The 8614-nt window shown below is 31.1% G+C and carries 3 protein-coding genes; all 3 read left to right on the forward strand.

Annotated elements, in window-relative coordinates; genetic code table 11:
• The first annotated feature begins 300 nt into the window (after positions 1 to 300).
• Positions 301 to 4938: a DUF6273 domain-containing protein gene (locus tag ACTTKP_RS09905; protein ID WP_442553744.1), complete on the forward strand. Its 4638-nt coding sequence runs from the start codon at positions 301 to 303 to the stop codon at positions 4936 to 4938.
• A gap of 130 nt (positions 4939 to 5068) precedes the next feature.
• Positions 5069 to 7843: an NEAT domain-containing protein gene (locus ACTTKP_RS09910; protein ID WP_442553745.1), complete on the forward strand. Its 2775-nt coding sequence runs from the start codon at positions 5069 to 5071 to the stop codon at positions 7841 to 7843.
• A gap of 13 nt (positions 7844 to 7856) precedes the next feature.
• Positions 7857 to 8614: heme-binding Shp domain-containing protein (locus ACTTKP_RS09915; protein ID WP_442553746.1), on the forward strand; the 758-nt coding region annotated here is incomplete at its 3' end.

Consider the following 8614-nt stretch of genomic DNA (forward strand, 5'->3'; position numbering starts at 1 on the left):
AGCTATTTTTCTTCTTTTTTCATCAAAGTTAAAATTTTTTTTCATATTTCTGTTTGATAGTTACTAAGTTCCGACCAAATGATAGAAATAAATTGACTTTTATGTATTTTGTGTTACAATAAGAATGGGTTAGCTCTAACTAACAAAATTAGTTTGATTTTTATTTTATTTCTTTCAGAGATAAGAGGTTTTAATATTTATATACAGTAAGATTTTAAGCTGTGTATAACCAAAGATAATTCATAAAATACTTTGGTTATCATATATTTTTAAATGTTTTAGAAGAAAGGAAGGATTGTAATGAAAAGCAAAAAGATGTTTGCAAGACTGATGTCAGTTAGTTTAGCTTCGGCTATGACGATGACCACAATTCCTGTAAAGGCTGATAATGGATTTGTCAGTTATCAGGGAAATGTAAATCAGGCACAAGATAGGAAAGAAGATGTGGATACATCTTCTAAAGAATTCAAAGGGAAAGACGGACATGCAAATCAGGCTAAAAAGGAGAGTGCAGTAAATAGTATAGCGAAAGAGAAAAGCAAATATGTAATTAATAATTCTCCTTACTTCAGTAATTTGGAGTGGAATAACCAAAAGAAAAATGTTGTATTTAATTTAAAATTTGAAAGTTATAATACGGATAACACTGAATTTGATGATAATGATACCAAAGCACTTTCAGATAAGGGTACTATACAGATAAATAATGGAAAAATATGGAAATTTAAAGATGCGGAAATCATCAAAACAAATGGTTGGGGTATTGCTTTTGAAAGTGTAAAGCAAGATTTTATAAAAGAGTTTGTAAATGATGCTGAGTTGAATGTAAAAGTATTTGATGCAGATGGCAAGGTGGCTGAAGCAAAAAAACTTCCTAATAAGTTAAGTACTGAACAAATCAGGAAATTCAATGAAAATCTAAAGACCAAGCCTAATGAAGAAAAAAAAGATGAAAAAGTAAAGAATAAATTAAATATAAAAGAAGAAGATTTGGAAGATTCTACCAATCTTTTTATTGATTCTGGTACTAAACTTGAAACAATATATGGAACTGCAACATTTAGAATTGATTTTAAAAGTCAACCGAAAAATGACGAAAAAGAGAAAACAAAACCTGTATTCCCTAAAAAAGATGAGGAGGATTTTGCTAAAAATACAGAGATTATAATTAACGGTAAAGATTTAGGTACAATGGATTCTGTCGGTTTGAAAGGAAAAAGTACTTGGGAGGGTTCAAATTGCTTTGAAATAACAGATGAGGGGCTGACAGGTATTAAAGAAGTATTAAATGATAAAATTTTGTATGTAAAACTTTTAAATAAGACCTATGGTATTATTAAATTTAAATTGGAAAATAAATTAACTGCTGCTGATAGAAAGAAGTATAGCGGAGTAGAAGTAGAATTAAAAGAGGTAGATTCTAAGATTAATGATATAACTCATAAAGAAAAAAAACAAGATGATTACCAAAATATATCTAAGATAAAAACAGTTGATGTTGAGCTGGTGAAATCCGGGGATTATAGTTCTATATCAATGTCTGCACCTACGATAGAAAAGAAAGCTGAAATCTTGACAACTAAAGATGGTAAACACAAGTTGATATTACATTTTGCTTCGGCGACTATTAATAATATTCTTGCATGGTCTACAGATCTTCAGTTAACAAATGAGAAAGGTAAAATTTTAAGAGAATCAGGAGAAAAGGGTAATATAACAACAGAGTTTCTGTTAATGCCTGATAGGAGTGCAATATGTATAGTTGATTTACCGGAAATAAAAGAGACAGTATATGAGGGGCATATATATTCAAATGTTATGGATAAGGAGGTGGCTCTTAAGATTTCCGGAATTAAAGAGGGTGAAGATGTAAAGACAGCATTTAAGAAATTAAAAAAAGATGTAGAAACGAAACTGGCTACAAAGACTTATTATTCAAATACTAAGAAAGCTGTTGATAAAGCCCTAGAAGAGGCTGAACAAGATACAGATTATGCTAAAAGTTATGTAGCAATTTCAAGAGCTATGGCTCAGATTCGTGAAAAACTTGACAATCCTTTTATAGATGGGAATTTATTCTTCTTAAATGTAGTAGCTGATGGAACTATCTTATCTCCTGCAAGTTCTGACAGAGTAGTACAAAAATGGGCAAGAGTAGATATAAAAAATGGCAAACCGGTACTTACTGTAAATTATGAAAGTTATCTGTCTTATGAAAACAGAGTTGCAGTAAGGGATGTCAAAGTTATAGGAAGAAATGGAGAAACTATAAATTCAACATATAAGTATAATGAAAATAATTACAGTGGCGTATTGAGTTTTGAACTGCCATACATACCGGATGGTGGAGAATTTAATACAGAATTTACAGATTTATTTGGTAAAAAAGAGATGTCAAAGTTGATATTAGATTACTCAACAATTCATAAAGGAATTTTGCCTGAACTTTTATCTATAGCTATTGATAAAAATGATAAATATAAGACTGATGATTTTCAAACATATTCTAGAATAAGTGTGGATAAAAAAGATGATTATACACCTGAATCATTTAAGAAATTCGTGGATATGGTAAAAAAATGCGAGAATGATTTAGAACCTGCACATCGTTCAGAATTAACACAAGATTTAATCGATCAGGATATTAATGATTTAAGGAATGCAAGAGAAAGTTTGCAATATAAAAAGGCTGCAGGTAAGGGGAATACTGTAAATCTTGGTATAGATGGAATAAACTCTCCGGCTAACTACTATGAGGATGGGATTCATGCTATGTTCGTAGGCTGGCTGGGAAGTAAAATTAAGTTTAACAATAATACATATAAGGTGTTAAGCAATGGTAACCGCTGGAATTATGAAACAGAAAAATATGAAGATACCGGCAGGCTTCTTATAATGGCGGATAACTTTACCGAGAATAAACCTTGGATTAAGCAGAAATCTGATAAAATTATCAGGTGGGATCAGTCTTATGTTAGAAAATATTTAAATGATGAATTTTATAATAAATTCAATGAAATTCAAAAAAATCTTATAAAAGATAGTGAACTTTATACAGCTGATGTGATAGATAATTCAGTGGGTATATCTAATAATCCCGGTGATAGGATTAAGACGAATGATAAGGTTTTTATAGCGGATTTAGATATGATGAAAAACTTTGATTTCGGTTTCGCATCAAATGACGGCAGGCATACCGGCAGGATATATCTTACAAGGAATATTATGCTAGCTAATGAATATTGTGATATAAATAAAATAGTAGCAGTAAAATCAGAAGGTAAGCTAGAGGGATTGGGACGAAATGAAGACTTTACAGAATCTGTAGATTTTTACCCTTGCATGAATCTTGATAAGTCAAGAATTTTTATGACTATATCAGATAAGGCCGATATAAGTCGCTTGAATAGTGTAGTTCCAACAAAAGATAATGAGTGGCGAATGGTATTAAAAGACAGTTCGATACCTGCTGTTACAGATGCAAAAACAGAAGGCAGAAATGTTACAGTATCCGGCAATAATTTATATGCTGCTGTTATTAGAGGAGATTTAAACAAAGGAATAGTAAGATATTTTGGAAGGGTATCTAATACATTTGCGATACCGGAATTGGATAATGTTAATGATAAGCTTTATGTATTCAACTCAAAAGAGATGGGAAGTGAGTTAGTATTATCGGAGCCTTATTCAGTGCCAATTAATTATACAGAATCTAAAAAGCCTGCAGAAAACAATGAACATAAGCTAGCTGCCAACAAAAAAGTTATAAGTAAAATCTATACAATGGATGCTACTATGCTTGAAAAGGACAAGACCAATGAAAGCATGGCTAATGTTATGTTTGCAGAAAAAGTAGATGTGGAAGTAAAGGATAACGAAGCAACACTCAAATTTTATTTAGCTTATCCTGTACCTCAATTCCCACTACTTGGAAAAGAAGGGTCAGTTAAGAATTTTTATCTTATGTATAATGGACAGAAATATGAGGCTGTATCCGATATTACAACTAAGCCTTTAAAAGAAGTAAAGAAAACTCAGCTAGGTTTTGGACTGAAAAAGGGTGATAAGATACCTATGCAGATACTGACAGTTAAATTACCTAAGGAAGTTATCAAAAATAATGTTAAATTAAGAGCTGGTTGTTATGTAAATGTAGTGATGAACAAAAATGTTGAGCTGGATATTGTTTTAAAGAATTTGAACTTGGTTAAAGAAATTACGGAAGAACAATCAGGTAGGACTGACTCAAATAAATCAAGTACAGATTCTAAAATAAATAACAATAAAGTTGATGAGCAGAATAAAGCTAACAAAAGAAATATAGCTCAAAATAAATATTACGAATATCCTCGTCCATATACTTCACCTGTGGTAAATAATCAAAATTCAAATACAGATTCAAAAAATAATAATGTCAATGAATCGAAGAATTTTGTTTATAAAAATAGCATTGATAAAAATATTGCAGATGTCAATAAGCTTGATAAAAAGGATGTAAAGCTTAAAGAAAACAATACTCAACCGAATACTGTACAGAAAAAACTGACAAAGCTTAAGACAGGTATTAAGGCGGATAAAAAAGGTTTGGTTACAGTGGGGTATGAGCAACTGAAAAAAGTATTAGAATTTAATGATAAAAATTCAAAATTGAATTTATCATTAAATATTAAAAGTTCTAAAAAGGATGTGGTGAATGTATATTTACCTCAGGATATATTAAAGGGAATTTTGGATTCAGACTGCCGAAAAATAGAATTAAAATCTAAAGTAGGCAACATAGTTTTGAATAGAAATTCTATTAAGAAATTATCTAAAAACGATAAGGCTGTTAGTTTGGTAATTAGCTCTAAAAAAGGCAACTATAGTTTTAAGGTGATTGATAGTAATAATAAGCCTATGGATGTAAAAAAATTTAATATCACAGTAAAATTTAAGTAATTTGAAAATTGGATACAATCCTCCGTTTTATGAGGAGGATTGTATCTCGTAACGAAAAATATTATAAATATAAAAATTATATAGGATTTAACATACAAGAATTGTAATTTACATCAAATGGAGATAACTTATGAGAAATAAAAGAATATTTCTAAAAAAAATATGTGCATTCATGATCAGTTCCATGCTTGTCTTACCTTATTTTTCGCTTGGATTGGTATGTGTAAAAGCTGAGCAACCGGATATACAAGATACTAATAATGGTACAGGTGTTTCAACGGCTGAAGATGAGAATGAAAATATTTCAAATAAAGAAAAAACAACAGATAATTCTAATATACTTGAGAATCAGAAAAAGAATAAGACTGAGCAAGATTCAACAGGACAGGTAGGAAAAGAAAATGATTTATCGGAAAAGGTGGGAGATAAAAAAGAGCAGGAAGTATCAAATGAAAATATTACTGAAAAAAAATATACTTTTAAGGAACTTAAAGAATTTGCAAAGTTGTTAAAAGAGATAGAGAAAGAAGAAAAGAGACAACAAAAAGAACAAAAGTCAGTTATAGAAAATGGCGATTATACCATTGAAGTGGAATGTTTTGATTTAAGTCAGCCTGACCGATACAGCATGGCTAATGTGATGTTTGCTAAAAATGTAGATATGAAAGTTCAAGGTGCTGTAACAGAGCTTAAATTTTATGTGCCTTATCCGATACCTGCATTTTCTAATTTGGGAGAGGACGGAACAATAAAGAATTTTTATATAGAATATGAAAATAAAAAATATCAAGCAAAGAGTGATATTATTACCAAACCATTAAAGCCTATGAGAGAAACAAATACAGGTTTTGGATTGGAGAAAGATAAGCCAATACCTACACAGATACTGGCTGTTGAGATACCTACTTATGCGATAAGTGGCAAAGAGCTTACATTTAAGGCGGGCGGGTATGTCAATGTAATGATGGATAGAGATGTAGAACTTTTATTAAAGTTAAGTAAAATACCTGCAAATGATACTATGGTTCCATTATTTTCGATAGATGGTAAAGAAATAATGGTGCCTAACTGGCTTGCAAATGTCATAAAATCCGGTAAGTTTATGGGAGGTGGAAATAATTCAGGTCAGAATTCCGGCAACAACTCCAATCCCAATTCAGGTATTAAAGTTACAAATAACAGCAGCAATACAAATAATGGGATTACATTATCAGATGGTGTTTATAGTGTAATAGGTAATGTACTAAAAGCTAGTGGTTATGGATATTCTATGGCAAATGATGCGATAGAGCATACAATGTATATAACTGTAAAAAACGGACGGGCACATCTGATTTTGTCATTTAAGGGACTTGCTTTAAATGGAATGTACGGATATCTTGGTTATCTTAATTATTTTGAAAATATGAATTCAAATATTCCTTATAAATCGGAAGTACTATCAAGGCAGATATCAAATGGAACAGTTGTATCTGATATGTATGGAACGAATTATCCTAAAGATATAATATTTCCGTTACCAAGTGAGGCTATGAGTACAGGAAAGGTATCAATCCAAGTCTTTGTACCTATTATGGAGTCTTTGAGTAAAGGAAATGGTACGCAAAAAGCTATATTGGAATTGGCTATTAATAATTTAAGTAAAATATCAAATGATGTTGATCTTTTTATAAATTCCAAAAAGGAAGGTACACCTCCTACAGCAACAACAACTACTACAAACCAAACTACAAACCAAACTACAAACCAAACTACAAACAATACAAATGAATTGAAACTAGATGATGGTGTATACAAGATAGGTGTCACCATGTTGAAGACGGATAAGTCATCCCTTTCTATGGCAAATAATTCAATCAATCATGTTGCCAAACTACGTGTAGAGAAAGGAAAATATTATTTGACACTTAGGTTCAATCCTATGAATGTAGGAGGAAAAGCCGGATATTTAGGGGAGTTAAAATTTTATACTCCATCTTATAATCTAAATAATGGAGATATAACGGGAAATTTACAAAGTTCTTACATTGATGAATATCATACAAAAGATGGAGAAAATGTAAAAGATATTTATGGAACGGATTATCCTAAAGCCTGTACAGTTGAATTGATAGAAAGTGCAAGAAAAGATGGATTTGTTCCATTAAATGTTTTTGTTCCGATAATGGATAAAATATCAAAGGGGGCAGGAAGTCAGAATGTTTTTGCAAAACTGGATATATTAAGTGTTGTAAAGACAAATGATTACGATCCGGATTTTACCAAAGAAAGTGAACTTTCAAATAGTAAATTAACTGAAAACAATAATTCAGTTGAAAATACTAATTTAAATAATGATACTAATTTGAATGAGAATAGTAATTTAAATAAAAATGCTAATTTAAATAAAAATGGTAATACCGATGTTATATTAAATAAAGATTCAAGTGTTTCAAAAGAAAAATTATTATTTGAAGATTTTAAAAATAGAATTGATGATTTAGCAGCTAATTTAGCCAAGGTGTCTGCTCAGAACTCTTCTCTTCCTAAAACTATAACTCAGTATGTGCCGGTTTCTTCTCAACCAAAAGAGGAAAATTCAAATGAATACATAGCTTCACAAGTTAATCCGTATTTACAAGGCGGCTATATGTATCCTGCGTATGCCAATCCGTATGCTAATCCATATGCCAATCCATATGCTAATCCATATGCTAATCCATATGCCAATCCGTATATGAATCCGTATACGAGTCTGTATAATGCAAGTAATCATTATACTAACCCGAATGTGCGTAATGATAATAATAAAATAGCATCTGCTGAAGAATCAAATAAAACTCTTTTTAAAGTAACAAGTATAATTGCTGGTGGTATGTCAGGGGTTGGAGCAGCATTGTGGCTTGTTTTAAAGAAATTTTTATAAATTGGTGGTTTGAATGAGAAAAAAATTATGGAATAATTTCATTTTTATATGTTCTATATTGGTTATGATGTTAGCTTTTAATGTCAATGCATTTGCAGAAGAACGAAGTTTTAACTGTACAGTAACAGGACATTATAAAAATCCACTTACTGGAGTTGTAGAAGATAGTGGTGGTGAAAAGTCTATGGCTACGGGGCAGGGAATGGTTTCAGGGGTAGTGAATAGTAAAGGTAAACTGACTATAATAGATGGAAAATATTACTTGGATTTTACATTGAGCTTAGCAGAATTTTCTTCCGGACATAATTTTGTATATGCCGATTCCGGAGATAAAGTACCCTGTTCTTTGGTGGGACATGGGAATGATGATAATGGTAAGACAAATAAATACAGAGCTGAATTAAAGGGTGAAGATACAGTTTTAAGAATAAGTATGTATGTTGAACCTATGGGGCGAAATGTAATCTTTTTTATTACTGCCAATAAATTAAAAGAAATTGGAAATTTAAAGGGGGGTGAGCAAAAAGAAACAAATAAAAATGGAGTAAATAAAAAAAAAATTGGGCAAAAAGAAATAAATAAAAAAGAGCATACACAGCAGCTGCAACCATTACAACCACAAGTTACACAGGGACAATCACAAAAGAATTCGGTAGTACAGTCCTCAGTTCCGGAAATACAACAAGGACAAAATTCATTAATGGGAGTGCAAGCATCACCTGATTCTGAAGTTAACGGGATGAATCAGGCACAAGGAGGTTATGCAATGCC

The sequence above is a fragment of the Catonella sp. genome (assembly GCF_052169795.1).
Taxonomy (GTDB): Bacteria; Bacillota; Clostridia; order Lachnospirales; family Lachnospiraceae; genus Catonella.

What these genes read in the sequence shown, in the direction of transcription:
- ACTTKP_RS09905 (WP_442553744.1), top strand. Translation starts at nt 301, where the DNA reads ATGAAAAGCAAAAAGATGTTTGCAAGACTGATGTCAGTTAGTTTAGCT.
- ACTTKP_RS09910 (WP_442553745.1), top strand. Translation starts at nt 5,069, where the DNA reads ATGAGAAATAAAAGAATATTTCTAAAAAAAATATGTGCATTCATGATC.